The organism is Empedobacter sp. UBA7248, assembly GCF_002472945.1.
Classification (GTDB): domain Bacteria; phylum Bacteroidota; class Bacteroidia; order Flavobacteriales; family Weeksellaceae; genus Empedobacter; species Empedobacter falsenii_C.
Genome location: NZ_DKSU01000007.1, coordinates 58777 through 83669, shown reverse-complemented (window position 1 = coordinate 83669; position 24893 = coordinate 58777). Strand labels below are relative to the sequence as shown.

The following is a 24893-nucleotide window of genomic DNA, read 5'->3' as shown; positions in this document are numbered from 1 at the left end:
TTTATTTTTGGAATAATCTTTTGACGTATTTTCCTAAGATATCAAATTCTAAATTCATTGTATCGCCCACTTTCACTTGATTAAGGTTTGTAAACTCCCAAGTATACGGAATAATCGCAACCGAAAACTGCCCTACTTTACTGTCAACAACTGTTAAACTAATTCCGTTAAGACAAATTGAACCTTTTTCTACTGTAACATTTCCAGACGAAGCTTCATCGTATTCTACAGTAACAAAAAAGCTACCATTTTGGTTTTCTATCGAAACAATTTTTCCGGTTTGATCTACATGACCTTGCACAATGTGACCATCAATACGACCATTGAATTGCAAACATCGTTCTAAATTAATTAAATCACCATTTTTTAATGTGTTAAAATTTGTTTTTTGTAAGGTTTCCTCTATAGCAGTAACTTTATAAAGTCCATCTTTGAAATCAACAACCGTTAAACAAACTCCATTATGTGCAACACTTTGATCAATTTTTAATTCATCACAAAAATCAGCCTCAATCCATAAATGTAAATTAGATTGCTCTTTCTCTGCTTTTATAAGCTTTCCTACTCCTTCTACGATTCCTGTAAACATGATGTTATTTTTTGTGAAATTAATAATTAATTTAAACTTATAAAATGAAAAAGGGATGATTTTAAAACATCATCCCTTAAATATATTATCTCTGTAATAATTTTTACTCTACAGTAACAGATTTTGCCAAGTTACGAGGCTGATCTACATTCTTACCTAATTTAACGGCAATCCAGTACGATAATAATTGTAATGGAATAGCTGTTAAGATTGGAGAGAATTCTTCTGCTGTTTCTGGGATTACTACGTAATCATCTGCCATAGCAGTTACTTGCTCATCACCATCATTAACAATTGCAATTACTTTGGCGCTACGTGATTTAATTTCTTGAATGTTAGAAACTACTTTTTCGTAATAACCTTTTTTCGTTGCAATAACGATAACTGGCATATTTTCGTCCAATAATGCAATTGGCCCGTGCTTCATCTCTGCTGCTGGATAACCCTCTGCGTGGATATATGAAATCTCTTTCAATTTTAATGCTCCTTCTAAAGCCGATGGATAGTTGTATCCACGTCCTAAATAAATTGCATTTCTGTTGTCTTTGTATTTTTCTGCGATTTGATCAACAACCCCTTCACAGTTATCTAAAATTTGTTGAACTAAATCTGGAATACGCTCTAATTCTCGTGTTAACAATGTAAATTTCTCTGTTGATAATTCACCGTTTTGTTTTCCTAATTTTAAGGCAATCAATGCTAAAATTGTTAACTGAGCTGTAAATGCTTTTGTTGATGCAACACCAATTTCTGGTCCCGCATGTGTATAAGCACCAGCATCTGTAATACGAGCAATAGAAGAACCTACAACATTGTTGATTCCAAAAATAAATGCACCGTTTTCTTTCGCTAATTTAAGCGCTGCCAATGTATCTGCCGTTTCTCCTGATTGAGAAATCGCAATCACCACATCGTGTTTGTTGATGATTGGATTACGGTAACGGAACTCAGATGCATATTCAACTTCTACAGGAATACGAGCGAAATCTTCGATCATGTATTCTGCAACTAAACCTGCATGATAAGAAGTTCCACATGCAACAATGATGATACGTTTAGCATTCAAGAATTTCTCTTGATGATCCCAAATACCAGCCATTTTAATAACGCCTTCGTCTACTAATAAACGTCCACGCATTGTATCACGAATAGAACGAGGTTGTTCGTTGATTTCTTTTAACATGAAATGCTCGTAACCACCTTTTTCAATCGCTTCAATATTTAATTGTAACTCTTGAACATCTAAAGATACCGCTTCATTATTTTGGATTGTACGTACATCAACTTCTTTATCTAAAGTAATTGTTGCCATATCTCCATCTTCCAAATAAACCGCATCTTTTGTAAACTCGATAAACGGAGAAGCATCAGAAGCAACGAAAAATTCGTTCTCTCCAATACCAATTGCCAATGGAGAACCTAAACGTCCTACAACAATTGTATTTGCTTCTTCTTTGTCTAAAACTGCAATTGCATAAGCTCCAATCACTTCATTTAAAGCTAAACGAACTGCGTCAGTTAAGTTTAAGTTTTGTTCTTCTTGAAATAATTGAATAAAGTTTACTAAAACTTCTGTATCCGTATCACTATGAAAAACGTAACCTTTGTCTTTTAATAATTGTTTGATTGATTCATAATTTTCAATAATTCCGTTATGAACCAATACCAAACGTCCATTATTAGACATATGTGGATGAGAGTTTACATCATTTGGTACACCATGTGTTGCCCAACGAGTATGCCCAATCCCTAAATGAGGTGTTTTATCTAAACTTGCTGATTTATCTTCTAAATCAGAAACTTTTCCTTTTGTTTTTACCAATTCAAAATCGGTACCAGTAGAAAGAACTAATCCAGCACTATCATATCCACGATATTCTAGTCTTTTTAGTCCATTAATTATAATTGGGTACGCTTCGCGATGTCCAATATATCCTACAATTCCACACATAATATTTTATAGTATTTTAAGTTAAATTCGTTCAATATAATACTTTCTATTTTTGAGAGTAATATACTAATAATTTTAGCTTTTTATCCGCTACTTCCGAATTATTTCCATGTAAAACAATTCTGTATGGATTATAAGCTCTATTATTTTGATAAGGATTTGTACTATTAATAGTTGTTGCGTCACTAACAGATGTTATAAAATTACCCATTGTAATAAACATCGTTTGATCTTTAAACTCATTTCCTTTCTCTAACATGCTTTTTAGATGTTTCGTGATATCAATTGTATAATAATCAGTATCTCCTTTTACAATAGGATTAAAGTGTACTGATGTCGGGTACGCATTATAGAATTCTAAAACGTCTGCATACAATTCATTTACAATTTTGTCATCTTTTTTATAGTTATTCCAAGCAACTAAATAAGGAGGTTTTGGAAAACCTGTAGAACCATCAATATAGAATTTTAATTTTGCACCAAGAATTACAATATTGCTTTTTGTCATCTCAGATTTTAATTCATCTAATTGCGTTTGATTGAATTTTAATTTTGCATAATTTCCACTCATTCCGCTTAAATACAATCTCGCATCACCATTCACTTCATCAGGTTTGATTGTAGAATAAGTAGAACCTATTGTATTATTCACAATTTGAGAAGCAATAATATTTGCATTATTTGCAGTACCAGAATTCCATTGATTTGTCATATCAAAAGCATAAGTAACACTTACGCGTTCTTTATAATCTTTATCAGTATCTTTTTTTTCAGTTGGATTCTTTTTAGAATAATACATATTCAAATCAATTTTATTTGGATTAAAATTGACAATAAATCCATTTGATTCTTCAACAGAAAACTCTAAACCTTTGATATTTTCACGAATAAATGTTGCATAATCAGAAAGTAATCCTGTTTTAGCATTTTTAATAATTTTTTCGTCAAAATAATCTGGATCTAAAGAAACTTTGTAACCAGGAACAACTTCAGAAATATTAGAAGTTCCAGTTTTTTGTTTAACAACTTTTCCTGTTACTGTTTTTCCGATTGTAGCTTTTCCAATTACTCTCGAATTAACAGAAATTGGCGTCTCAAGTCCACTTAATGTTGAAAAATATTTTGTGTCTTTATATAAGACTGTATTAATGTCTTTAATTTTCAACGTCATTGTTAAATCCTTATTTCCATACAAAGAATCTACTGCATACTTTGTCGTAATTTGGATTGTATCTGTATCTTTTGGTTTCTCTCCTGGTTTAGAAAGATTGATTGTATCTTTAGAAATTGGATCTTTAGTCGTGCTGTAATAAACTGGAATTACTAAATTCACAGAATCTACTTTAGGTTCTGTTCCAAAATCTTGATTACCTATAGACGAAGGTCTAATTTGTGTATAAAACTTAGAAGATGTAGAACCAAAAATTGGTTCATTATACACACCAAAAGCTCCATTTTGAAGTACAAATTTATCTGTACGAAGCGTATCAAAATTGGCATTAAAAGCAATAACATCCAAGGATTTTACATTTCCTTCTGCCTCACCTCCAATCACATTGTTATCTAATCCTAGTGTTTCATTCTCACACGAAACAATTGCTCCCATTCCAATCATCATTGCAACAGACACAGAAAGGACATTCAAAATTTTTTTCATTAATCTAAACAGATTTTAATTAGAGTTCATTACTTCCTCAATATAGAAGTTGTTGTAAACTTCTTTTGCTTGCTCTTTAGAACAATAGTCTAATAGAGGAATATTTTGTTGGTTGATATAGTTTTTCACATCTTCTGGAATCATCTCTTCCCCTTTCGCAACTGCATCAGCATATTGTAAAGAAGCTTGAATCATACCCAAATGTGTAGGTTTTTCTAAATATGTTTGTACATCAGCTTCTACTTTATCAAAAGCTAATTTTTTAACTAATTCGTTATCTAATTCTCCTTCAAATCCGTTGTCAAATAAAGAAACAACAACTTTTGCATCTTGAAAGAAAGGATCGTCAGAATAATATTTTTTTAGATACAATGGTACTAAACTAGACATCCAACCCATTACGTGAACAACATCTGGTTTCCAGTTTAATTTTTTTACTGTCTCTAAAACTCCTTTTGCGAAGAAAATAGAACGCTCGTCGTTATCAGAAAATAATCCATTATCTTCTCCATAAACTTCTTTACGTTTGAAATATTCTTCGTTATCAATAAAATACACTTGTAGTCTTTCTCCTGGAACAGAAGCGACTTTAATGATTAATGGCTGATCCAAATCATTAATAATCATGTTCATACCTGAAAGTCGTATTACTTCGTGTAATTGGTGTCTTCTTTCGTTAATTGCTCCAAATCTTGGCATAAAGATTCTTACATCTGCGCCACTACTTTGCATGATTTTTGGCAAATCTAATGCTTGTGAAGACATCGGATTTTCAGGAAAGTAAGGTACCATTTCTGTTGTTACATACAATATGCGCTTTCCTTCCATAATTTCTACTCTCTTTTCCTAATGAATAATAAGGCACAAATTTACAAAAAAATGTTGATATATTATTTGCTTATAGTAGCTTTGCGAGATATTAGTTTTTTTTTAACAAATCAGTGTTATGGTTATATTTAACGAAAAGGAAAAATTAACTCCCGCAATCGTCGAGTTAAAAAACCAAAACAAAACCATTGGCTTTATCCCTACAATGGGCGCTTTACACGAAGGTCACATGTCTTTGGTCAAAGCTTCTAAAGCTCAAAACGACTACACAATCGTCAGCATTTTTGTCAATCCGACACAATTTAATAATCCAGAAGATTTAGCAAAATATCCTCGAACTGAGGAAAATGATAAAGAATTGTTAATGAAAAATGGCTGCGATTTTGTCTATATGCCTACTGTTGAGGATTTATATGATGCAAATGAAAGTGCAAAACACTACGATTTTGGTACAATAGACCAAGTGATGGAAGGAGCGTCTCGTCCTGGACATTTTGATGGAGTGGCAACAATTGTTTGCAAATTATTCAAAGCAGTTCAGCCAACAAGAGCGTATTTTGGAGAAAAAGATTTTCAGCAAATTCGTATCATCCAAGAAATGGTAAAACAAGAGAATTTAGATGTCGAAATTGTTCCAATGCCAATTCACAGAGCAGATTCTGGTTTAGCATTTAGTTCAAGAAATACACGTTTATCAACACAACAAACTTCAGATGCACCTCAAATTTATTCGATTTTATCACAAGCAGTAAAGCTTAAGAATGAAGGAAAAGATGTTGCTGAAGTAAAAGCTTTCGTCGAAAATGAATTCAAAAATTCACCCTTCGAATTAGAATATTTTGAAATCACAGATGAAGAAACGTTATTGTCTATCGAACATTTTTCTGATGCCAAACATATTCGTGGATTTGTCGTTGCTTATGCAGGCGATGTACGTTTAATCGATAATATTCAGTTTTAATAAAATATAACAAATCCTTCACTCCAATCGAAAAATATTGGAACGGGTTTTGAAATTTATAAGTTCAGTGTAACTTTGCAAAATTATGATGATAGAAGTATTTCACTCTAAAATACATAGAGTTAAGGTAACAGACGCAAAATTAAACTACATCGGAAGTATTACAATCGATGAAGATTTGATAGACGCTGCAAATATGGTAGTTGGTCAAAAAATTCAAATTGTGGTTCAAGAAAACGGAGAACGTTTTGAAACTTACATTATTAAAGGAAAACGAGGAAGTGGAGAAATTTGTTTGAATGGACCAGCGGCACGTAAAGTACAAGTAGGTGATACTGTCATTTTAATCACGTATGCGATGATGGAATTTGAGGAAGCCAAAACCTACGAACCAACAATTGTTTTCCCTAACGAGAACAATCGTTTAGATTAAGGGATTAATTTTCAATAATTTATATGAAGAGTAAGATCAAACAATCGCTCTTCTTAATCATAGCTTCATTGTTAGCCGTTTTTTTTGTCGTGGTAACAGTGAAGCAAATTGATTTCGAACGAGTTGCAAAAGTTTTAAAACAAACTAATTATTTTTGGATTTTTGCATCTATGGCAATCAGTATTCTCACGTATTGGATACGCGCCGCTCGTTGGAATCTACTTCTAAAGCCGATGGGCTACAACACACAAACCTCATCTGGTTTTTGGGCTATTGCATTTGCATATTTTATGAATTTGACCATTCCTCGAAGTGGTGAAGTAGCTCGTGCTACAAGTTTCTATAAAATGGAAAAAGTGCCGTTTGAGAAATCTTTCGGAACAGTAGTTTTAGAACGTGTAATTGACGTTTTATTTTTGGGATTATTTTTCGGTTTAACTCTTATTTTCAATTACGAAACATTCATCAAATTTGTTGAATTAGGGAATAAAGAAAAAGCGCATCAACCAACAACAGAACCTTCTTTCTTAAAATATTACATCGCAATTGGAATTCTTGTTTTAGGAATAGGATTAGTTGTTATTTTCTGGAAAAAAATTAGTCAATTAAAGTTTTTTGAAAAGATTAAAATCTTTCTATTTGGACTTTGGGAAGGCATAAAATCAATCTCAAAATTAGAAAAAAGAGGTTTATTTATTTTTTATTCTTTCGCACTTTGGATTTGTTATTTCCTAATGACTTTCCTTGTTTTCTTCGCTTTTCCAGATACCAAAAATTTTGGAATACCAGAAGGGTTATTTCTTTTGATTGCAGGATCTCTGGGAATGATTTTACCTGTTTCGGGCGGTTTGGCTTATCCGTATATTATGTCGATTGCATTTTCGGCAGTTTATTTAGCAAAAGGCGGAGATCAGCATGAAGGACGAGCAATTGGCGATTATTTTGGGTTAATCCTTTATATAGCTCAAGTTGTATCGATGATTAGTTTTGGGTTAATTGCTATTTACAAAATCGCACGAATTCGACGAGATTCTACACAATAGTTTCACATAAAAATGTTAGATGAAAGAGATTATTTTTCACGTTTTGTAAATGCTTTATTAGAAAGCATAGAACGTTATTAACATAATCCTAAAAGTATTTCTGAAGAAGAAATTCAATTCGATTTGACTAAAATATCTGCGTATTTCGAAAAAGAACATCAGATTAATCTTCTTTCAAATCCTAATCTCACAAATAAAGATTTTTCTGTTGAAGAATTGGAATTATTGATTTCTTTCTATTATTTACAAAATATTCATTTTCAATTAGAATCAAAAGAAATTACATTAAAATTAATTCAAAAATATAATCATCAATCTCAAGTTTTTAGTTTGAAAATAAATGAAATTCAAGCTTATTTTGAAAAATTATAATCCAAACTTTCTATTCCAAAGTTTTACCATTTTATTGATTTCCCAAGGATTTATTTTATAAAATATTTTCATCACTACAAAGAAAATAATATTGACTAACTGCACAAAAAGTAATTCCATAACGAATAAGTTTTATTAAATATACATTTTATTTCTTTATCATTTCCAAATATTTAGGCGCTTGTTCTTCTAAAATCTCTGTTATTTTATCGTATTTATTTTCTTTTACGAGTTTCTCCAATTCAAAATTCGCATAACAATATCGCACATAATCCGTGACTTTATTTTCAGGAATATTCAATGTTTCGATGAAATAATTTGAGGTAAAATAATTCTCTAAATCTTTGATTTTATCTACCTTTTTGAAATATTCATTTTGTTTTTTATCTTTTTTCTTTTGCCCAGAAATAGTTGCTATCCACAAAGAAGGATCCAACAACCCATTATTATTAATTGTAGAAGTCATGTTAGGATTTATCTTTCGGAAGCGCAAATTTGGATCAAAACCCAAGTTCAAATTATCATACAATTCATCAACTTTTCCATGTTCTAGCTTGATGTTATTCTTAAAATTTTTGTCTAATGTATTAATTCGCGCTTCAGCAAGTTCAATCGTTTCAATATTCAAATGAATCGTCAACATTCCTTTGGCAAAAATATCCGAAGTAATTTTGATTTTTCGTTCGATATAAAAATCATGTGTAATCACCAATTCATCTCCAACAGACGCTTTGATCGAAAACATTCCATTTTCGTTTGTCAAAACTCTGGCGTTAGTCATTTCGTTCATAATCAAAATATGATCCACATCATCTTGCCCAACAACACCATCATCAATCACCACTTTTCCAGTAATCAAAGTTGTTTGCGCAAAAGAAAAAGTGCTTATCAAACCGAAAATTATAACGTATAAAATTTTATTCATTCTTTTGGATTTTTGACAAATAAATCGGTGCTTGTTCCTCTAGAATCTGAGTAATTTTGTCGTAATTATTTGCTGTGACCAATTTATCTAATTCAAAATTAATATAACAATACTTTACATATTCACTGACTTTATTTTCTGGAATATTCAATGTTTCAATGAAATAATTTAGGGTAAAATAATTCTCCAAATCTTTTATTCTATCTTCTTTTTTGAAATATTCATACTGTCTTTTTTCTCGCTTCCGTTGACCTGAAATTGCAGTAATCCATGCCGCAGGATTCAATAATCCAAAACTTCCAATATTTGATGTAGCATTGGGATCGATTTTTCTGAAACGCAAATTAGGATCAATTCCCAAATTCAACTGTTTGTACATTTCATCAACTTGGTCATATTTGAGCTTGATATTGTTCTTAAAGTTTTTGTCTAACGTATTAATTCTCGCTTCAGCAAGTTCAATTGTTTCAATATTCAAGTGAATCGTCAGCATTCCTTTTGCTAAAATATCCGATGTAATTTTGATTTTTCGTTCGATATAAAAATCGTGCGTAAAAATCAATTCATCTCCAACAGACGCCTTAATCGAAAACATTCCATTTTCGTTTGTCAAAACTCTAGCATTCGTCGATTCATTTGTCACCAAAATATTGTCCACCACATCTTGCCCAGCAATTCCATCATCAATCACCACTTTTCCGGTAATCAAAGTCGTCTGCGCAAATGTAAAAACGCTCAACAAATTCAATAATATAATGTATTTTATTCTACTCATTTTTCTTCATTTTTGCTAAATAAATTGGTGCTTGTTCCTCAATTATAAAAAGAATTTCATCAAAATTATTATCTCGCAACAATTTGGGAAAATCAAAATTTGAATAACAATAATCCAAAAACTCGTTTATTTTTCCTTCAGGAATTTTCAAATCATTCACAAAATAATAGGTCGTAAAAAATTTATGTAACGCCGACAATTGATCTTCTTTCACAACTTTTATCGGAACAGGATTTTTCATTCGCTTTTTTGGACTTTTAAACACATTTAACAACCCAAGCAAATTAACTCCACCAACTTGTTTAATCGTTCTATTCACTCTTTCCTCATCATGTTTAAGATTCAGTTCCGCTTTAAATTCTAGAGAAGTAAAACCTGCTTCATCATTCAATTTTTCTTGAAATGATTTTTCTTTTCCCAAATTTTTGAGCGAATTTTTATCCAATTTCGAGATATTCGCTTCCTTCAATTCAATTGCTTCAATATTTACGTGAATCATCACAAAACCTTTCGTAATCGTGCTTTCAGAAACTTTTAATCTTCTTTCTTCAATTCCCGTATGTTTGATTAACAATTCATCATTCAAATTCACATTTATCGAAAATAAGCCAACATTATTCGCTTTTGTTTTGGCTTTTGTCGTTAAGTTTTCAATCAAAGTTCCTTCCAAATCAATAACTTCATCTGCATCATCCACAATAATTTTTCCTGTAATTAAAGTACTTTGAGCATAGGCAGAAATACAAAAAATATAAAAAAAGCTAAGAAGTAAAGTTCTTTTCATTGGCATTTTAAAATATGATTAAAAATAATCGAGAAAACAATTGAAAATCAATATTTAACTCAACTTTATCTAAAGTTGATAATTTGTTAAAAAAGTAAATTATCGTTAACGTTTTTTAGTTGTTGTATTAAAATTTTTCACACTTATAACTCCATATCTTGTCGCGATAAAAGATTATTTTTGTCTAAATTTGAAACTATGGCTAAAACAAAAACTACATATTTCTGCCAAAACTGTGGCACGCAAACCTCGCAATGGATGGGACAATGCAAAAGTTGTGGCGAATGGAATACCATTGTTGAAGAAATTGTGGACAAAGGCGACGAAAAAAAATCGTGGAAAGATAAATCGGATAAAAAAGAGAAAACTTTTGCACTGAATATCCGAGAAATAAATCCATTAGGAGAAATAAGAATTTCGACAAAAAACCAAGAATTAGACCGAGTTTTAGGTGGTGGAATTGTTCCTGGATCAGTGATTTTGGTTGGTGGAGAACCTGGGGTTGGAAAATCCACATTAATGTTGCAAGTAGCCTTAAAGTTAGATACGATTAAAATCTTATATGTATCTGGAGAAGAATCTGTTTCACAAGTAAAACTTCGTGCTGAACGAATTGGAATTGAATCGGATCAATGTTTTATTTTACCTGAAACCAATACGCAAAAAATATTTGCTCACGCCAAAGAAATTCAACCTCAACTGATTGTTGTCGATTCTGTTCAAACACTTCAAACAACTTATGTAGAATCGTCTCCAGGAAGTATTTCTCAAATTCGAGAAACAACTTTTGAGCTAATTCAATACGCAAAAGAAACTAACACACCGATTATTTTAATTGGTCATATTACAAAAGAAGGTGTAATTGCTGGTCCAAAAATTTTGGAGCATATGGTAGATGTTGTGTTACAATTTGAAGGTGATCGCAACCATATTTACCGAATTTTACGTGCAAATAAAAACCGTTTTGGCTCAACTGCAGAAATTGGAATTTACGAAATGCAAGGTGCTGGTTTGCGCGAAGTGACAAATCCATCTGAAGTATTAATTACAAAGAAAGATGAATTATTGAGCGGAAATGCAATTGCAGCAACTTTGGAAGGTGTTCGCCCGATGTTAATTGAAATTCAAGCTTTGGTTTCTACGGCGGTTTATGGAACTCCGCAACGTACGGCGACTGGTTTTGATGCCAAACGATTGAATATGTTGTTGGCAGTTTTAGAAAAACGTGCTGGGTTCAGACTGAATATGAAAGATGTTTTCTTGAATATTACAGGCGGAATTCGAGTGGATGATCCTGCAATTGATTTGGCTGTTATTGCGGCAATTCTTTCATCGAGCGAAGATTCTGCTGTTCCAGATAATTGTTGTTTTGCAGGAGAAGTTGGTTTGAGTGGAGAAATAAGAGCTGTAAATCGTGTTGAACAACGCATTACCGAAGCCGAAAAATTAGGTTTTGATGCAATTTTTGTTTCAAAATACAATAAAATAAAAGACACCGATTTTGGAATTCGAATCGTTAGAATTTCTAAAGTTGAAGATTTATATCGCATGTTATTTCAATAGAATATTAAATCTTTTATAAACACTTGATTTATACATTATTTTTTCTATTTTTATTCGAAACTAAAAAAACATTATTATGGATTATTCTAACCAATCTACTCAAGATTTTAATCAACCTCAACAATCTTCTTTTGAAGAAATTAAACCAAAACCAGAAAACAACCTTGTTTTAGCAATCATTGGTACTGTTTTAGGGCTTTGTTCTCCTTGTTGCATCGGTACTATTGTGGGTATTATTGCAATTGTTTTTGCAAATCAAGTGAATACAAAACACAATATTGGCGATTATACAGGTGCTGAACAAGCAGCTAAGAATTCTAAATTATTAGCTTATGTTGCAATTGGTTTAGGCGTAATTGGTGTTATTATCAATGTTGTGATGTTAATTACAGGAGGTATGGATGCCTATATGGAGCAATATAAAAGTATTTTAGAAAGCTCTAACGGAAATTAATCATATGATAAAACGGATTTTGGTTTATGGACTAGCAACGCTTTTACCCATTTTGGTAATTGTCTATTTTTATAGTTATTACAGCAACCAAAATCCGTTTTCTATCAAATGTATGTTTCATGAAATAATAGGTTTATGGTGTCCTGGCTGTGGTGGTCAACGTGCTTTTTCCTTGCTTGTTCACGGGCATTTTTTACAATCGTTACGCTACAATCTTATTTTGCCTTTTGCACTTTACATTTGTGTACAATTGTATTATGCTATTGTTGGAAATATTTTTTTAGGCAAACCAATGTCAGGCAAATTACATCTCCCTGCAAGTTTTGCGCGAAATTTCTTAATCTTCCTTTTGATTTATTCTATTTTGAGAAACATTCCTCTTTCACCTTTTATATATTTGGCTCCAGAGAGTTAGAATCAAAAAAAAATCAGAGAACTATTCCTCTGATTTCTTATTTGTTGTTCGTGGATTTTGGCGCTCCTCGCCTTCTTTCAATTCTCCTCGACGTATTCTATTTTTGTCCGAATCTTTGTCATCATTTGGTAAAGAAACGGGTTGATTTGCCTCACCTAAAACCCATGTTTCAGTCGCATCCCACATCGCTCTAATTTTGATTGGCTCTGGATACAAATAAATAGGTTCGGGCTGTTTACCTGATAAATAATCGCCTGTATCCCATTTTCCATTTTCGTTTTCATCAACCAATAAACGGAACAAATATTCACCTGGCTCAATAAAATTGAATTCGAAATAGTTTTTATTTGCTGGATTATATAATTCTTCAATCACTGTAAAGTCTTTATCAGTTTTTAGAAATTGTAGGATAAATGGTTTGCTTGGAGTATTTTGAAGCGTTAATTTCAAATGTCCAAAATCGCCACGCGTTCCCATTTTTATTGGATAAGCAAGCGTATCATTCTTCTCTCCTAACACATCTGTCAATGCATTTGGATAGATATTAACTTCAAATTTTTCGTCTAAATTTTTATCAAAAGCAAAATTCAAGTTCTGTGCATTCACTGTATCAATCGAAACTTTGAATGGAATTGAAACGGTATCCTTAAACACATAAATTTTAGATAAATCCAATGATTTTATTGGTGCATTTGCCTGAACTTTAAATGGTTTATTTGGCGCTAATTTTTGATCATTTAATGCTTTAAATTCTAATTTTCGTTCTGTATTCGATTTTGAATATAATGCACTTATTTCATCAATTTGATCTTTATGTTGAACCTTGAAATTCAATTTTGCGCTTTTTCCTACAATTGTATCCACCTTTGGATTGAACCAAAAATTAATCGAATCTTGTTTTGGAAACTTCTGAATATAAGCTGTTTTGAATTCTTTCCCAACCGGCGTTATCGTTACATCATCCGTTGCGCCAGTCGTTTTAAAAACAATTAAACCCTCTTGTTTAAAACTCGCTTCAGGTTTACGATAAGCTGGTTTTTGATTGAATAAATTCAAGTTGATTTGTTGATTTGCATTCAACTCAATTGGTTCGTTATGAAAAGCCAAACGCTCTTTCCCATAATCGTACATCACATTTTCTACCTTATCCTCGAAAGCAATCAATTTATATTTGCCCGAAGCCAAGTAATTTAATTGATATTCTCCTTTATCATTGGCTCTCGCAATGTAATATGGTTTCTTTTGCAGAATAATGCTGTCTTTGTATGTACTATCTACTTTATATAGCCCGACCAATATCTTCTCTGGCAATTTGAAATCATAAGACGAATTTACTCGACCTGTCACCTTCAACGAATCGATAAAACTACCTGTCGAAAAAACATATTGAAAGTTTGACAACTTATTATTTTCGTTAAAATCTTGAATCGCATCACCAAAATTGAAACTATATGTCGTATTTGGTAACAATGGTTCTTGAAATTTAATCGAAATATATTTCTTCGCTAAAGCTTGCGGCGTCACAATTGGCGGAATTTGAAACGATGGCGAAACAACAACATTTTTACTGTACTCTTTTAGAAGAATATACTCATCAAAGTTGATTGTTGCCTCTTGTAAATTGACATCTACATTCGTTGCCAACGTATCTGGATCAGCTTTTAGGAAAACTGGAGGAGTTTCATCTTTAGGCCCTCCCGTTGGTGAACCTTGTCTTGCACAAGAAATAACCATCAAAATGGTTAACATCAAAAGCGAAAAACGTGTCGTCTTATTCATGGGCGCAAGTTAAGAAAAAGCTTGTTATTAAGCACAAGCAATGGTAATTACACTTATCTTAAAATTTTCTGAAAGATTAAACTTTTTTATTGCCGATGCAATCGTTGCGCCAGTTGTTAACACATCATCAATCAAAATATAATGTCCAGACTTAAGATTTGGATTGATTTCAAACGCTTCTTTCATATTTTCCAATCGATGTTTTTTGTCTTCATTTACTTGAGATGAATTGTATTTCGTTCGAATTAATCCATCCGAAAAATAATTCATCTGGTTGATTTCAGCCAACGTTCGTGCAAAATCTTCTACTTGATTGTAGCCTCTTATTTTCAATCTTTTTGGATGCAAAGGAATCGGAATAATTCCATCATAATCACTCAAATCAAACTTAATCAATTGCGCTAAATCAATTCCAATTTCTGGACGATTTCTATATTTCATTTCATGTAAAATGGCTTGCGTTGTATTATGATGTTTAAATTCTAACAAAGAAAAAGCGTTTTCGACCTCGCAAAAATTTCTCAATTTATCATAAGCACGATTATTTTTATCGAAATTAAAATGCGTAAAAACAAGTTTTGTTGAGCACGAAACACACAGAAATTGCGAAGGTTGAATGACGTCTTGACAATCCAAACAACGCATCGGAAAAAATAAATCAACCAAAGAATTTACGATTGTTTTGATTTCCATTACCTTTGCAAATTAAAGTTTAGTACTAAATTTAATGAAAATCATTCGACTTACAAAAGCTTTTACGTTCGAAACTGCACATGCTTTGCATGGTTATGACGGAAAGTGTAAAAATATACATGGACATTCGTACAAATTATTTGTAACTGTGAAAGGAACACCTTCTGAAGACCCAAACGATGTGAAACTTGGAATGGTGATGGATTTTGGGGATTTGAAAAAAATTGTGAACAAAGAAATTGTTAATCTTTTTGATCACGCAATTTTATTGAACGAAAATTCGCCTCACAAAACATTAGGAGAAAAATTATTAGCAGAAGGTCACAATGTTGTTTTTACAGATTATCAACCATCTGCTGAAAATATGATTTTATGGATTGTGGATAAAATCAAACCTCTTTTACCAACGAATATCGATTTGGTTGCTTTGAAATTACATGAAACTGAAAATTCTTATGCAGAATGGTTAGCGGAGGACAACCAATAAACATTCAGTTAGAAGCTGGTAAAAAAGCCTATTTTTCTTCGGATCATCACTTTGGTGCTCCGAATGAAAAAGATAGTTTGGTGCGCGAAAAATTGTTTGTAAAATGGCTTGACGAAATAAAAGACGATTGTGGTGTTTTATTTTTGATTGGCGATTTGTTCGATTTTTGGTTCGAATATAAACACGTTGTTCCGAAAGGATTTGTGCGTGTTTTAGGAAAATTAGCCGAAATTTCTGATCGTGGAATTCCTATTTATTTCTTTGTTGGAAACCATGATTTATGGATGAAAGATTATTTAGAAGAACAAATCAATGCGATTGTTTTCCGAGATAAGCAGGATTTTATTATCAATGGGAAAGAATTTTTTATTGTTCATGGCGATGGAAAAGGTCCTGGTGATAAAGGCTACAAACGCATGAAAAAGGTTTTTACAAACAAAGTTTGTCAATTTCTTTTTTATCTACTTCATCCGGATTTGGCAATGTGGTTGGGAATTACAGCTTCGCGAAAAAATAAAATGATTTCGGGTGACGAAGATGTTAATTTTTTGGGCGTTGACAATGAATGGTTAATCATGTATAGCCGCAAACAATTGCATCGAAAATACTACGATTATCTAATTTATGGACATCGACATTTACCAATGGAAATTGCGATAGGCAAAGCGCGTCATATCAATCTTGGCGATTGGATTAACTACTTTACCTATGGTATTTTTGATGGAAAAGAATTCGAATTAAAAACTTACCTCCGTAATCAAGGAGAAGAATCTCGGGATTCTATCATAAAAATTATAGATTAGCAAGCAAATCATAAAAACCCAAAGAAATGCCTCTTTTAGCCATTCTATTTTGGGTTTGCTTTCGCTAAAATATCTTGTTAACATCAACATAATGCTAAAACCTAAGAAGGCAAGATAAGCATCATTATTCCCTCCGTAAAGAATATACGTAATCAACATTGTTCCAAACATAAAATGCATCAACAAAAAGATTCGTTTCTTTTGTGCTGTCAATTTATTCACATTCTTGAAATGATTAACGATTGAATAAATTAGAATAATTGCAATTGGAACTAAAAACAATTGTTTCCATTCGAAATGCACCATTGTTAACATCAATTGTTCTTTATAAAAATCGAACATAAAGTAATAATCAAGCAGAAAACTTACTTGAGCAACGATTAATATTGGAAGAATAAATCCTAGAAAACCAAGAATAGGAATTTTTGGTTCTACAACTCTTAAAGTCAAGAAATAAGTAAAAACTACAATTCCTAAGAAAATAAGTGGCGGACTTAATAAAATTGCAAAACTCATAAAAACGCCTATATCAAAAGCGTTGTACGTATCATTTTTTTCGGACTCAAAATAGAGTAATTGCACTGTTACATAAGTCACAAGCAACAAACTTCCAGCAATTCTATAATCTGATAAACCTGCAATAAAAGGCATTATCCACAAAATGTAAGTAAAAGTTGGATAGGAAGAAGTCGAAATTAAATCATTCGTATTGTCGATATACCCCACAAAAGCAATCGTCAAAATCGTCAGGATTACACCTAATTTTTCTAAATTACTCAGATCAATACTGTTAAAATTAGTAATTCCAAGCAATATAAACAGCACAATGATAAAAATCTGTATAAAAAAATTCCTTTTGTCAAGTAGATTAACCAACATTTTATTAACTTTGATGCAAATTAAGCAATAAACTAGAATATGGGAGTTATAACTGATTTATTTTTTGCGATTGGTGATATTTTCAAATGGACTTTTGAAAACTTATTATCTCCAGTTGGTGTTATCTTTGGATGGTTATTTACATTCATCGGATGCGCATTACTTGGATGGTGGTTATATAAAATCGCTAGCTTTGGAACCGAAAATGAAAAAAGATACGAAAGATAATTTATCTTATATTGTATAAAATATATTTTCGAATTAATTCGAAAAACCTCTTATAAATTTTATAAGAGGTTTTTTTGTGAGTTATATTGCGTTTTTGTCTCCTTTGAAAATCAAAACAACTGTTTGATAAATAATCTGTAAATCTAAAAGAAGTGACCAATTACGTACGTAAAAAATATCTGTTCGTATACGGTCTTCCATATCTTTATCACAATCTATAGCTCCACGATAACCTTTTACTTGTGCTAAACCAGTAATACCTGGTTTCACATAATTACGAAGATTATATTTCTTAATAATTTCGCTATAATAGATATCTTGAGAAATCATATGCGGTCGTGGACCTACAAGAGACATATCTCCATTCAGCACATTAAAAAATTGTGGCAATTCATCTAAACTTGCTTTACGAAGAAACTTTCCAATTTTTGTAATTCTATTATCGTTAACTACTGTAGCTTTAATGGAATTTGTTCCATCATTACGCATTGTTCTAAATTTATAACAGTCAAACTCTACTCCATTGATTCCTCTTCTTTTTTGTTTAAACAAAATAGGACCTTTCGAATCTAACCTAATTAAAATTGCAATTATCGGAAACAACCAACTCATAATAAAAATTAAAACAAAAAAAGAAATAATAACATCAAATAATGATTTGATCAATTTATTTTCCGTTTTTTCTAAAGGAAATTTTTTAAATCTAAAAATAGGTAAAGTATCAATGTATACAACATCTAAACTTACTAATTCTGTGTTCAACGAATAAGGTATATAACTCACTTTTACATGATGATCTTCGCAAAAATTAACAATATTTTGCTCTTGTAATGATATAGGTAATCCTAATTGAGATATAAATATTTCTTTAACTTTATTTGATAATAAAACTGCTTCTAGTGAATCATTATCAATAATATTATTTGTTTTGATAATTCTATATCCATAATGTTTTCTATTCTCTATAATCGATTTAAAACGTGGTGTATTACTATTCTCTCCTAAAACAATAACATTCTTTACGTCATTCCCCTTTTGAAAATTATAGCGACTAACAAAAAATACAAGTAATCGTGTAAAGATTAGATAAACAAATAAAATGAAAACAAAATAAACAATTAACTGATTCGCTAATAGTTCCTCTTTTTTTATTCCAGAAATTGTAAAAATAATCAAAGAAAAGAAAAATGTTTGTAACACTATTTTTCGAAGAATTTCTCTAAGAAAATTGACTCTTTTTATAGAATAAAGTTTTACATAATCTGAAATAACAAACCAAGCGAGTAATAATAGTAAAATTGCTTTGTAATGAGCGTCGAGTAATTCATAAAAATAAGGAAGTCTAGCTAACTTAGTATGATAAAAATATTGATATTGATTACAAATAAAAAAAAGTAAACCAAAAAAAATAATCAATGCATCTAAAATATAGAATCCTATCTTTATTGAAAAGTTAAATTTATTAAGATTACCCATTATAAAATTTACGTTATACTTTTTTTATTTTTGATTCTACGAAATCTCTCATTTTTTTCTCGAAAACTTCTTGAGAAAAACTTAATGCATGATTCCTCATTAAAGTCTGATCAAACTGTAATTGCTCGAATTCATTTATTGCAAAATCTAAACTTTTTTCAGTTTGTTCATTAAAAAAAACACCTGTTTGTCTATCAATTACAGTTTCCAAAACACCTCCTTTTGCGTAAGCTATAACTGGTGTTCCACATGCTTGTGCTTCTAACGGAGCTATCCCAAAACCTTCTACTCCAACTTGTATAAATGCTTTTGCTTTGCTGATATACTCACCCACTTGTTGCGATTCTAAAAAACCCAAAAAATGGATATTATCTGAGGTCGATAGCTTTACTAGGTCATCTAACTTTTCTCCATCTCCAATAACTATTAATTTCTTTTTATTTTGATTAAATGCTTTTATAACAACATCAAATCTTTTTATTGAAGCCATTCTACCTACAATAACGTAATAATCTGACTTATGTTTTACAAGTTCAAAATTTTCGAAATTAACGGGTGGATAAATTACAATAGACTCTCTATTATATGTTTTTTTTATCCATTGTTGAACAAACTTAGAATTAGAAATTATATAATCAGGTTTCTGAGCTTGTTTAACATCAATTTTTCTAAGAATCAATAATAAAGGATAGAATAGATATTTACTTTTACCAAGATATAAGTCTACTTCGTCCCAGATATAATTTGAGTTTCTCGCCTGAAAATAACTTATATGAATTTGGTCTTTTCGAGATTTTGTAACACCTTTTGCTATAGAATGAGAGGAAGAAATAAAATAATCGATTTCTGGAGAAACTTTCATTCGGTTTATTGTCCAAAAGAAAATGAAGTAAAGAAATCTAAATTTATTTTTTAAATTTCTAAGAAAAGTGTCGTGAACTTGTATATTTTTTTGAGGAAAAATTTCCAAAAACTCCTCTTTTTTCATAATATTAGTCAAAGTATATACCTCGTCAAAAAGAAAAATTTGATTAAGTTTTGCGATTACTCTTTCTGCTCCTCCGTATTTATCAAGCCAATCAATAATTATAGCTTTTTTCATTTATTATTTTTTAAAGGTTGAAATACTACTAAACAATGAATAAAATAATCCACTAAAAACAATTCCATCAAATCGAATTAAAAAATCATCCGTTAAATTCGAAATAAAGAACAACGTTCCAAAACAAATAAATAGTGATTTGAAATCGAGTAAATCTAAGCTTTTATAAAACGGAAAAAATATATAAATACAACAAACTATGAAGCCTATAACACCAAATTTTATTGAGAAATCTAAGAATTGATTGTGAACTGGAAATTCATATTTAGCTAAGAAATGTTGATTTGTCTTTTTATAATAATCAAAAAGTTCTTTTTTACCCATCTCAGCTCCTGTTCCAAAAGGTAAATTTTCTTTTGCGACTTCTACAGATGCTTTCCAAATAGAGACTCTTGTCACCAAAGCATTAAACACTACAATTTCTGGATTTTTAATTTCATCAAGCTTTCCAACTTTATCCATATGTATAAAAGTAACCGAGGAGTATTTCTCGTACATATAGGGATTAATTTTAACAAAACCTCCTATTATTGAGGCTGTTATCATTAATCCTAAGAATAAACCAATCATTGTTTTCTTTAGTGAATACAAAGAAATAAGTTCTCTAATCAAAATAACAATTACACAAAGAATAACAGCTAATAACGTAATACGAGTATTTACAATTAGCACCAAAGAAAATGAAAGGAAAAATAGAATGATATTAAAAAATATTTTAGAAAATTGCTTATTTACAATTGATTGAATCAAAAAATAAAAATGAACTACACTCAAAAAGCCAACTTGTAAATTGAGTAAAGGAGCGTGAGAACCTAATGAAATTGCATATTGATAACCAATTTCTATCAAATCAATTCCGTTAATATATTTCGTGATTTTTTCAGGAAAAATTAAAACAAATCTTACTAAAAACCCTAATAATATAACGAGAAACCAGATCCTATATTGATTTAGAATAAAATTGATATTTAAGTTTTTATTCGTTAATACAAAAAGTGGAAAAATAATTAATGTCAATAATTTTTCTACAGATTTGAATCCTCCTGAAATTGTATCATTATTAAAAAAAAACAATATACTAATTAATAACGGCGAGCTAATGATAAGAATATCTTTAAAGTGTTTTTTTTCAATAATGATAAACTTACAATGAAGTAAATTAAACACTAAAAAAAATATAATAATAGGTGTACAAATACTCCTAAAAACGATTGTACATGCAATTAGTAGAATCAATAACTGATTAATTTGATTATACTTTTTCAGAGAAACTATCATAGTAGAAAACGTAATAAAACAATGGTAAAATTCCAATTTTGTGTCTAACTGCTGAACCTAAATCTGGCTCAAAAACACTTTGGATTGCCAGATAAGAAAACAGAAAATAAAATATCCATAATATTCTATTATTCTTTACCGGATCTTTTATAGCCCACGAAAAACGAACTATAAAAATTATTGTAAATAAAATCTGCCAAATAATAAATAGAAAAATTCGAGGTGATAATAAATGCTTATACTCTACAATTGGAAAATTAACTGATAAAAAACTATAAAAAGTATTCACTAACTCTGCTAATAATCCTGTAGGTTCTAATGGAGGAATAATCATAGAGTTTGCATCTTCAGAGCCTTGTCTAACTTCATTTACAGAATTCCTTGCTAAATCAGAAAAAAAATCTCCCTTTACTAAATAATGTAACGCTGAAAATAGAATTATTACTAGTACACTTATTATTATTATTCCGAAAGTTCTGTTTGTATATTTTATTTTCGAAATAAAGTATAATAAAATAGATATAAGAGGTATTAACGCAAAATAAGACCTGAAGAATATTCCAAATATTATTAATACTAAAAAAGAATATAAAAGGGATAAATCAAACCCTATTTTTTTAGATTGAAATAAGAAAACAATTTGTGAAATAAATAGAAATGTAATAAACTCTTTTGAAGGCATTGAGATAAAAATTCCTATCATCAAAAAAGCTAAGTAAACAATTATATTCTTTATAGTAAGAATATGAAAATCCTTTGGAACACCTATTTTGAATAAAATAAAATAATAAAAAAACAACTGAAAAACACCTACTACATTAAAAGGTAATTTACCTAACTGAGTATATTTGTAAAAAGACATTGTAAGCGGATAACTTCCTTTGAAACCTGCTTCATTATAATAATCAAAAACAATAGTATTAGCATCTATAAAGAACTTCTGTGGCAATACTTTCTCACCCATTAATGCGATAAGAATTGACAATAAAAAAAGAAGTATAAATGTTAACTTATTTTTTTGTAGAGTAACTCTCATTTCAATTGATGTAAATTTTTATTTTATCCTTTTGGTAAATATATATAACAGCACATAAGTTCCAAAAAAGTATTGTTACAACATACGTTATAGACGCTCCTATTATTCCAAATTTAGGAATCAAAATTAAATTCAAAGAAAGATTAATTAGCAAAGCAATCAATAGAAAACTACGAAAAACTTTTGGTCTTCCTGTCATATTCAAGTAAACAGCCGAACTTCCTAAACTTGAAATTAAAATTTGTCCAATAACAAGAATTAATACAGCTGTTTTCGCAGCAATATATTCTGTTCCAAATATTGGTAAAATATAATCAGAAAATAAAATAATTATTAAGCCTATTATTACGCTTAACAAAAAAATAAATCGACTCGAACGTCTTAAAACCTTCTTTAGCTCGTCTAACTCATTCTTCAAATAAAGTTCAGCTATTTGTGGCGAAAGATTAACATTGATGCTTAAAATTACCATACTCAAAATTGCCATTATTTTTATTCCCAAAGCGTATAAAGCCACATCTGAACTAGAAAAATAGTTTCTCAAAATAATGATATCAATTGTTGAAAATAAATAAACTGCAAAGCTACTTATTCCCATTGGTAAAGAATAGTCTATTATTTCGCGATAAGATATTGGCAAATGATGGTAGTTTGATTTCGGAATTTTATTCAAAAGTATTAACACAAAAACTGTTGTGATAAGGCTTAGAAATACAAAACCTAAAATATAGTAAAAGACAATACTTTCCTCTTTTTCACTTCCATATAAAATGATTGCACCAAAGATAACAGGAAAAAACTTGAATGTATTTCGAAACAACTCTGACCAAACGATTTGATCAAGAGCTCTCAAAACCTCCGTATTAAACAAAGTCCAAACATTAAAAAATAAAAAAAGTATACTATATGATACTATTTTATACGAATTTTCTGAACCAAAAAATGAATTAATAAATGTTGAATCAAAAAAAATAAAAAAGATTAAGCCTATTATTAAACAAAAAATAAAACTTAAGATTGTAATTTTATAATACAAATTTTTGAGTTCATAAAACCTTTCTTCACTTTTCAGTCTTCCAGCAAAATATAAAATAGAGATATCTGTGCCGAACAAACAAATACTTCCTGATACGAGTAAAAACATACGAGTAAACTCATAGTCTCCCACCACAGAAGAATCAAAATTTCGATTAAAAAAAATAGTAAAACCAAATAACGTCAATACACCAATTCCTCTTAAAAAAAGTGTGATTAAACCTTGTTTAATTTCCTTGTTTTTGATAATATTTTTGCTCTTTTCAAGCATTTTTAATTTTTGTCTTTTGGTATAGATTATTATACTTCACATACAAATATTTGATATAAGACAAAAACAAGTAGAAACCAATCAAAAAAAGTGGTAAAACAACTACCATTTTTTCATATATTTTTTGGTGTATTTTATTGTTAAAAGATGTATTAACTGGATAAATAGTAGATTTATACTCGATTAACTTAGTATTAATTTCAGCTAGTTTTTTCATATAATAATCTTTCATCTCAATTACATTAGATAATTGATCATAACTATTAATATTCAAATCTTTACCAACAACAGAAACACTTCCATTTCCTAAATTCTCTAGAATCTTATTAATTTGTTCAATACTCTTTTCTGCTTGCTGTTTAGCATTAGTTTGATTCTTAATTGCTAAAGCAGACCTTTGTTTATAATATGGTTTAGAATTAATAGTATTTAATAAAAAATCAATGATTTTTTGAGAATTCGCCGATGAATTTGTTTTCAACGTGATTAAATGATATTTATAATTCTTTTTAAACTCTTCATTTTTCAAAATTTTAGATAAATCTTGTCCATTTGATGTTAATACTTTAAAAATTTCCAAATTATCTTTATCTGTAAGAATACTATTAATATTTTCTATCGATTCTATTCTTAAATCTACAACATCATTCAAAAAGTCATATTTGGATTTGTTCGAATTTAAATTCGATTTAAAATTTTCTACTTCTGAATAAAGTAAATCGACACTATCAAAATTTGGAACAACAACAACTTCAGTTTTAAAATTATTCTTTGATTTTTTATCAAAATAAACCCCAAGAGATATACCTAAAATGAACAAGATAATTACTATTATTTTGTTTCGAATAATGAAGTTGATTAATCGTAAGATTGAAAAACCTATTGATAGAAAAAATTTTTTAATTTTCTTAGCTAAAAAAACCAAATCAATTTCCTGGGAATTATTTTCTTGAGAATTACTCATAAATTAAAAATCATTAATATTTTGATATATACAATAGTTGAAACGCAAATTTCCTACATTTCTTATACAAAATGCTTTATTTATATTTTTTAATTTTCTCATCTAATTTATT

At 30.0% G+C, this 24893-nt stretch carries 27 protein-coding genes; 10 read left to right on the top strand and 17 right to left on the bottom strand.

Annotated elements, in window-relative coordinates:
- Position 1 precedes the first annotated feature (1 nt).
- The 4 genes from B4A23_RS06040 to B4A23_RS06025 form a co-directional block, all read right to left on the bottom strand.
- Positions 2 to 589, bottom strand: a complete 588-nt coding sequence (locus B4A23_RS06040) for a riboflavin synthase (protein WP_114998525.1) — start codon at positions 587 to 589, stop codon at positions 2 to 4.
- Positions 590 to 692: 103 nt separating this feature from the next.
- On the bottom strand, positions 693 to 2540 hold the full coding sequence (glmS, locus tag B4A23_RS06035) for a glutamine--fructose-6-phosphate transaminase (isomerizing) (RefSeq protein ID WP_221854044.1): 1848 nt from the start codon (positions 2538 to 2540) through the stop codon (positions 693 to 695).
- Positions 2541 to 2586: 46 nt separating this feature from the next.
- The gene (locus tag B4A23_RS06030) at positions 2587 to 4197 is read right to left on the bottom strand and encodes a DUF4270 family protein (protein WP_291118057.1); all 1611 of its coding nucleotides are present in this window, start codon (positions 4195 to 4197) and stop codon (positions 2587 to 2589) included.
- Positions 4198 to 4212: 15 nt separating this feature from the next.
- Positions 4213 to 5025, bottom strand: a complete 813-nt coding sequence (locus B4A23_RS06025; protein ID WP_286486645.1) for a glycogen/starch synthase — start codon at positions 5023 to 5025, stop codon at positions 4213 to 4215.
- Positions 5026 to 5143: 118 nt separating this feature from the next.
- Here B4A23_RS06025 and panC point away from each other — a divergent pair, with 118 nt between their 5' ends.
- From panC to B4A23_RS06005, 4 genes are all read left to right on the top strand, one after another.
- Positions 5144 to 5986 (top strand): pantoate--beta-alanine ligase, encoded by an 843-nt coding sequence (gene panC, locus B4A23_RS06020; protein ID WP_291118054.1) that lies wholly within the window; start codon positions 5144 to 5146, stop codon positions 5984 to 5986.
- 85 nt (positions 5987 to 6071) lie between these two features.
- Entirely contained in the window at positions 6072 to 6419 is a 348-nt protein-coding gene (gene panD / locus B4A23_RS06015; RefSeq protein WP_180905565.1) for an aspartate 1-decarboxylase, read from the top strand.
- A gap of 23 nt (positions 6420 to 6442) precedes the next feature.
- The gene (locus B4A23_RS06010; protein WP_291118051.1) at positions 6443 to 7462 is read left to right on the top strand and encodes a lysylphosphatidylglycerol synthase transmembrane domain-containing protein; all 1020 of its coding nucleotides are present in this window, start codon (positions 6443 to 6445) and stop codon (positions 7460 to 7462) included.
- Positions 7463 to 7585: 123 nt separating this feature from the next.
- Positions 7586 to 7834, top strand: a complete 249-nt coding sequence (locus tag B4A23_RS06005) for a hypothetical protein (RefSeq protein ID WP_291118048.1) — start codon at positions 7586 to 7588, stop codon at positions 7832 to 7834.
- Here B4A23_RS06005 and B4A23_RS06000 read toward each other — a convergent pair.
- The 4 genes from B4A23_RS06000 to B4A23_RS05985 are packed head-to-tail and all read right to left on the bottom strand — an operon-like array spanning position 7829 to position 10318.
- Entirely contained in the window at positions 7829 to 7954 is a 126-nt protein-coding gene (locus tag B4A23_RS06000; RefSeq protein WP_291118046.1) for a hypothetical protein, read from the bottom strand. The two genes, B4A23_RS06005 and B4A23_RS06000, sit on opposite strands and share 6 nt — an antisense overlap.
- A 28-nt stretch (positions 7955 to 7982) precedes the next feature.
- Positions 7983 to 8759, bottom strand: coding sequence for a hypothetical protein (locus B4A23_RS05995; RefSeq protein ID WP_291118042.1), 777 nt, complete (start codon positions 8757 to 8759; stop codon positions 7983 to 7985).
- Complete coding sequence (locus B4A23_RS05990; RefSeq protein WP_291118039.1) at positions 8752 to 9534, bottom strand: hypothetical protein; 783 nt, start codon at positions 9532 to 9534, stop codon at positions 8752 to 8754. The genes B4A23_RS05995 and B4A23_RS05990 overlap by 8 nt, the downstream gene beginning before the upstream one ends.
- Positions 9527 to 10318 (bottom strand): hypothetical protein, encoded by a 792-nt coding sequence (locus B4A23_RS05985; RefSeq protein ID WP_291118036.1) that lies wholly within the window; start codon positions 10316 to 10318, stop codon positions 9527 to 9529. Before B4A23_RS05985 ends, B4A23_RS05990 begins: the two co-directional genes overlap by 8 nt.
- 198 nt (positions 10319 to 10516) lie before the next feature.
- Between B4A23_RS05985 and radA the strand changes: the two genes are divergently transcribed.
- From radA to B4A23_RS05970, 3 genes are all read left to right on the top strand, one after another.
- Positions 10517 to 11881 carry a DNA repair protein RadA gene (gene radA / locus B4A23_RS05980; protein WP_114998538.1) on the top strand — a complete coding sequence of 455 codons (1365 nt, stop codon included), beginning with the start codon at positions 10517 to 10519 and terminating at the stop codon, positions 11879 to 11881.
- Positions 11882 to 11957: 76 nt separating this feature from the next.
- Positions 11958 to 12335 (top strand): CD225/dispanin family protein, encoded by a 378-nt coding sequence (locus B4A23_RS05975; RefSeq protein ID WP_114998540.1) that lies wholly within the window; start codon positions 11958 to 11960, stop codon positions 12333 to 12335.
- A 4-nt stretch (positions 12336 to 12339) separates the two neighbouring features.
- The gene (locus B4A23_RS05970; RefSeq protein WP_291093734.1) at positions 12340 to 12750 is read left to right on the top strand and encodes a DUF2752 domain-containing protein; all 411 of its coding nucleotides are present in this window, start codon (positions 12340 to 12342) and stop codon (positions 12748 to 12750) included.
- A 21-nt stretch (positions 12751 to 12771) separates the two neighbouring features.
- On the opposite strand, the gene B4A23_RS05965 is transcribed toward B4A23_RS05970, so the two are convergent.
- Entirely contained in the window at positions 12772 to 14529 is a 1758-nt protein-coding gene (locus tag B4A23_RS05965; protein ID WP_291118033.1) for an Ig-like domain-containing protein, read from the bottom strand.
- A gap of 27 nt (positions 14530 to 14556) precedes the next feature.
- Complete coding sequence (locus B4A23_RS05960) at positions 14557 to 15222, bottom strand: ComF family protein (protein WP_291118030.1); 666 nt, start codon at positions 15220 to 15222, stop codon at positions 14557 to 14559.
- A 34-nt stretch (positions 15223 to 15256) separates the two neighbouring features.
- Between B4A23_RS05960 and queD the strand changes: the two genes are divergently transcribed.
- Together queD and B4A23_RS05950 are read left to right on the top strand one after the other, a co-directional pair.
- Positions 15257 to 15709, top strand: a complete 453-nt coding sequence (queD, locus tag B4A23_RS05955) for a 6-carboxytetrahydropterin synthase QueD (RefSeq protein WP_219034110.1) — start codon at positions 15257 to 15259, stop codon at positions 15707 to 15709.
- Positions 15685 to 16512: a UDP-2,3-diacylglucosamine diphosphatase gene (locus B4A23_RS05950; RefSeq protein WP_280035029.1), complete on the top strand. Its 828-nt coding sequence runs from the start codon at positions 15685 to 15687 to the stop codon at positions 16510 to 16512. Before queD ends, B4A23_RS05950 begins: the two co-directional genes overlap by 25 nt.
- Here the strand turns inward: B4A23_RS05950 and B4A23_RS05945 are convergent.
- Entirely contained in the window at positions 16447 to 17337 is an 891-nt protein-coding gene (locus B4A23_RS05945) for a DUF6427 family protein (protein ID WP_291118027.1), read from the bottom strand. The two genes, B4A23_RS05950 and B4A23_RS05945, sit on opposite strands and share 66 nt — an antisense overlap.
- A 93-nt stretch (positions 17338 to 17430) precedes the next feature.
- Here B4A23_RS05945 and B4A23_RS05940 point away from each other — a divergent pair, with 93 nt between their 5' ends.
- Positions 17431 to 17619, top strand: coding sequence for a hypothetical protein (locus tag B4A23_RS05940; protein ID WP_038336022.1), 189 nt, complete (start codon positions 17431 to 17433; stop codon positions 17617 to 17619).
- Between the two features lie 81 nt (positions 17620 to 17700).
- On the opposite strand, the gene B4A23_RS05935 is transcribed toward B4A23_RS05940, so the two are convergent.
- The 6 genes from B4A23_RS05935 to B4A23_RS05910 form a co-directional block, all read right to left on the bottom strand.
- Entirely contained in the window at positions 17701 to 19095 is a 1395-nt protein-coding gene (locus B4A23_RS05935; protein WP_291118024.1) for an exopolysaccharide biosynthesis polyprenyl glycosylphosphotransferase, read from the bottom strand.
- 13 nt (positions 19096 to 19108) lie between these two features.
- A complete protein-coding gene (locus B4A23_RS05930) occupies positions 19109 to 20197 on the bottom strand; it encodes a glycosyltransferase (RefSeq protein ID WP_291118020.1) in 1089 nt (362 codons plus the stop codon).
- 3 nt (positions 20198 to 20200) lie between these two features.
- Positions 20201 to 21271: an O-antigen ligase family protein gene (locus tag B4A23_RS05925; RefSeq protein WP_291118016.1), complete on the bottom strand. Its 1071-nt coding sequence runs from the start codon at positions 21269 to 21271 to the stop codon at positions 20201 to 20203.
- A gap of 178 nt (positions 21272 to 21449) precedes the next feature.
- A complete protein-coding gene (locus B4A23_RS05920) occupies positions 21450 to 22511 on the bottom strand; it encodes a hypothetical protein (RefSeq protein WP_291118014.1) in 1062 nt (353 codons plus the stop codon).
- A 1-nt stretch (position 22512) separates the two neighbouring features.
- Positions 22513 to 23817, bottom strand: coding sequence for a lipopolysaccharide biosynthesis protein (locus B4A23_RS05915; RefSeq protein ID WP_286512473.1), 1305 nt, complete (start codon positions 23815 to 23817; stop codon positions 22513 to 22515).
- Positions 23810 to 24781, bottom strand: coding sequence for a hypothetical protein (locus B4A23_RS05910; protein ID WP_291118009.1), 972 nt, complete (start codon positions 24779 to 24781; stop codon positions 23810 to 23812). The genes B4A23_RS05915 and B4A23_RS05910 overlap by 8 nt, the downstream gene beginning before the upstream one ends.
- Positions 24782 to 24893 lie beyond the last annotated feature (112 nt).

What these genes read in the sequence shown, in the direction of transcription:
- B4A23_RS06040 (WP_114998525.1), bottom strand. Translation starts at nt 589, where the DNA reads ATGTTTACAGGAATCGTAGAAGGAGTAGGAAAGCTTATAAAAGCAGAG.
- glmS (WP_221854044.1), bottom strand. Translation starts at nt 2,540, where the DNA reads ATGTGTGGAATTGTAGGATATATTGGACATCGCGAAGCGTACCCAATT.
- B4A23_RS06030 (WP_291118057.1), bottom strand. Translation starts at nt 4,197, where the DNA reads ATGAAAAAAATTTTGAATGTCCTTTCTGTGTCTGTTGCAATGATGATT.
- B4A23_RS06025 (WP_286486645.1), bottom strand. Translation starts at nt 5,025, where the DNA reads ATGGAAGGAAAGCGCATATTGTATGTAACAACAGAAATGGTACCTTAC.
- panC (WP_291118054.1), top strand. Translation starts at nt 5,144, where the DNA reads ATGGTTATATTTAACGAAAAGGAAAAATTAACTCCCGCAATCGTCGAG.
- panD (WP_180905565.1), top strand. Translation starts at nt 6,072, where the DNA reads ATGATGATAGAAGTATTTCACTCTAAAATACATAGAGTTAAGGTAACA.
- B4A23_RS06010 (WP_291118051.1), top strand. Translation starts at nt 6,443, where the DNA reads ATGAAGAGTAAGATCAAACAATCGCTCTTCTTAATCATAGCTTCATTG.
- B4A23_RS06000 (WP_291118046.1), bottom strand. Translation starts at nt 7,954, where the DNA reads ATGGAATTACTTTTTGTGCAGTTAGTCAATATTATTTTCTTTGTAGTG.
- B4A23_RS05995 (WP_291118042.1), bottom strand. Translation starts at nt 8,759, where the DNA reads ATGAATAAAATTTTATACGTTATAATTTTCGGTTTGATAAGCACTTTT.
- B4A23_RS05990 (WP_291118039.1), bottom strand. Translation starts at nt 9,534, where the DNA reads ATGAGTAGAATAAAATACATTATATTATTGAATTTGTTGAGCGTTTTT.
- B4A23_RS05985 (WP_291118036.1), bottom strand. Translation starts at nt 10,318, where the DNA reads ATGAAAAGAACTTTACTTCTTAGCTTTTTTTATATTTTTTGTATTTCT.
- radA (WP_114998538.1), top strand. Translation starts at nt 10,517, where the DNA reads ATGGCTAAAACAAAAACTACATATTTCTGCCAAAACTGTGGCACGCAA.
- B4A23_RS05975 (WP_114998540.1), top strand. Translation starts at nt 11,958, where the DNA reads ATGGATTATTCTAACCAATCTACTCAAGATTTTAATCAACCTCAACAA.
- B4A23_RS05970 (WP_291093734.1), top strand. Translation starts at nt 12,340, where the DNA reads ATGATAAAACGGATTTTGGTTTATGGACTAGCAACGCTTTTACCCATT.
- B4A23_RS05965 (WP_291118033.1), bottom strand. Translation starts at nt 14,529, where the DNA reads ATGAATAAGACGACACGTTTTTCGCTTTTGATGTTAACCATTTTGATG.
- B4A23_RS05960 (WP_291118030.1), bottom strand. Translation starts at nt 15,222, where the DNA reads ATGGAAATCAAAACAATCGTAAATTCTTTGGTTGATTTATTTTTTCCG.
- queD (WP_219034110.1), top strand. Translation starts at nt 15,257, where the DNA reads ATGAAAATCATTCGACTTACAAAAGCTTTTACGTTCGAAACTGCACAT.
- B4A23_RS05950 (WP_280035029.1), top strand. Translation starts at nt 15,685, where the DNA reads ATGGTTAGCGGAGGACAACCAATAAACATTCAGTTAGAAGCTGGTAAA.
- B4A23_RS05940 (WP_038336022.1), top strand. Translation starts at nt 17,431, where the DNA reads ATGGGAGTTATAACTGATTTATTTTTTGCGATTGGTGATATTTTCAAA.
- B4A23_RS05935 (WP_291118024.1), bottom strand. Translation starts at nt 19,095, where the DNA reads ATGGGTAATCTTAATAAATTTAACTTTTCAATAAAGATAGGATTCTAT.
- B4A23_RS05930 (WP_291118020.1), bottom strand. Translation starts at nt 20,197, where the DNA reads ATGAAAAAAGCTATAATTATTGATTGGCTTGATAAATACGGAGGAGCA.
- B4A23_RS05920 (WP_291118014.1), bottom strand. Translation starts at nt 22,511, where the DNA reads ATGAGAGTTACTCTACAAAAAAATAAGTTAACATTTATACTTCTTTTT.
- B4A23_RS05915 (WP_286512473.1), bottom strand. Translation starts at nt 23,817, where the DNA reads ATGCTTGAAAAGAGCAAAAATATTATCAAAAACAAGGAAATTAAACAA.
- B4A23_RS05910 (WP_291118009.1), bottom strand. Translation starts at nt 24,781, where the DNA reads ATGAGTAATTCTCAAGAAAATAATTCCCAGGAAATTGATTTGGTTTTT.